Below are 1,316 nucleotides of genomic sequence, written 5' to 3'. Positions count from 1 at the left end.
TGAGGCGTCCCCCGGAGTGTGGACACAGGGGCTCATGCCGCGATTGAGAGATTAGCTGCTCGCAGATGCTGCTGTTCGAACTCCACCGGTGAGAGGTAATTGAGGGCGCTGTGGCGTCTGCGGGCGTTGTAGTAGCTCAGCCACTGGAAGATCTCCAGCCTCGCTTGACGCATTGTCGAGAACAGCCTCTGGTGCATCGTCTCCCTCTTGAGGCCCTGCCAGAACGACTCGGTGAGGGCGTTGTCGTAACTCGAGCCGACCCGGCCCATGCTCCTGCGGATACCGAAACCGTCGCAGACCTGCGCGAATGCGGCAGCGGTGTACTGCGAGCCCCTGTCCGCATGAAAGATCACGCCGTCCACGTGGCCGCCGCGGGCCGCCACCGCCATCTTGAGGGCGTCGATGACCAGCCCGGCCCGCATATGGTTGGCCATCGAGTAGCCGAGCACCCGGCGTGAGCAGATGTCCAGGACGCAGGCGAGATACAGCCACGACCCGCCGACCTGCACATACGTGATGTCACCGCACCACTTCTCGTCCAGCTGCCCGGCGGAGAAGTCACGTTGGACGAGGTCCGGGACAGGCGGTGCGAGGCGGTCCGGGACCGTGGTGCGTTTACGGCGCCGCAGATGGAGGCCCTCCAGGCCGTGCTTGCGCATGAGCCGCTCGACGCGCTTGCGGTTCACTGCGTGTCCCAAGCCCCGCAGCTCAGCATGGACACGCCGCACTCCGTACGTTCCCTTGTGGTCGGTGTGGATCTCGCGGATCTCCGCGGCCATAGCCTCGTCGGCGGCCTGCCGCACCTCGCGGGCCTTCGCGCCGGCGATCCACCGGTAGAAGCCCGAGCGCGAGACCTGAAGCACCCGGCATATCCGCTGCACGCCGAAGTCGGCCCGGTTGTCGGAGATGAAGCCCCAGCGGAGGGTCATGCCCTCATCTCCTTCGCGAAATACTGGGCCGCTCGCCGCAGGATCTCCCGCTCGAGTTCCCACTCCTTCTCCGCCCTGCGTAGCCGGCCGTTCTCCGCCCGCAGCCGGGCCAGTTCCTCATCCCTGCCCTCGGCAACCGGCTCATCGCGGTTGCCGCGGCCCGCCTGCTCATCGGCCTGGCGCACCCAACTGCGCAGCGTCTCGCCGGTCACCCCAACATCCGCCGCCACCGCCGCATACGTGCGCTTCCCACCCGCCGCGCGGTACAGCGCGACGGCATCATTCCTGAACTCCGCCGGATACGGAGACTTCCGTCCCACCAGGACACCCTTCCTTGGATCTGCAAGATCCATTGTCAGAGTGTCCACACCGCCGGGGTCGCCTCAA

Annotated in this window: 1 protein-coding gene; it reads right to left on the bottom strand. The window is 66.6% G+C overall.

Annotation, left to right across the window (positions count from 1 at the left end; translation table 11 throughout):
- Positions 1-32: 32 nt before the first annotated feature.
- A protein-coding gene (locus tag GA0115234_RS03105; RefSeq protein ID WP_093539279.1) for an IS3 family transposase occupies positions 33-1,249 on the bottom strand; the annotation gives its coding sequence in 2 pieces (ribosomal slippage) (positions 33-997 and positions 997-1,249; 1,218 coding nt in all).
- Positions 1,250-1,316: the final 67 nt, after the last annotated feature.

This window comes from Streptomyces sp. DvalAA-43, from assembly GCF_900091725.1.
GTDB lineage: Bacteria > Actinomycetota > Actinomycetes > Streptomycetales > Streptomycetaceae > Streptomyces > Streptomyces pulveraceus.
Note: the sequence above shows the minus strand (reverse complement) of the source record. Positions and strands in the feature narration are given on the sequence as shown.